Here is a 306-nt window from a genome sequence, read left to right as displayed (position 1 = left end):
GATCAAGGATCCACTGAATTATCAGGGCCTTGATCCTCTGGAGCTGGGCCGCCAGCACCAGATGGTACTGGGCAAGCATTCCGGTAAACACGGGCTGATCCGGGCCTACCAGGACATTGGTATCGAGCTGCTGAGTTGGCAGGTTCCGGTGTTACTGCAACAGCTTCGCATTTGGGTCACTCGTTCCAAGCAGGTGCCATCGGCCAGCCAGTTGGTGGACTTGTATCTTGCGTTGGAGCCAGTCATGGGCCATGGCCATAGCGCCAATGGCCCGACAGAGGAGATGAACGTATGTCAGCTACATCC

General features: G+C 56.5%; 1 pseudogene. It reads left to right on the top strand.

Going from position 1 to position 306, the window contains the following annotated elements:
* A pseudogene (locus Q4563_RS18550) lies at positions 1-306 on the top strand (hypothetical protein); the annotation flags it as partial.

Source organism: Gilvimarinus sp. 1_MG-2023 (genome assembly GCF_030548285.1).
The sequence above is the reverse complement of the archived record's forward strand: the minus strand, read 5'-3'. Positions and strand labels throughout refer to the sequence as shown.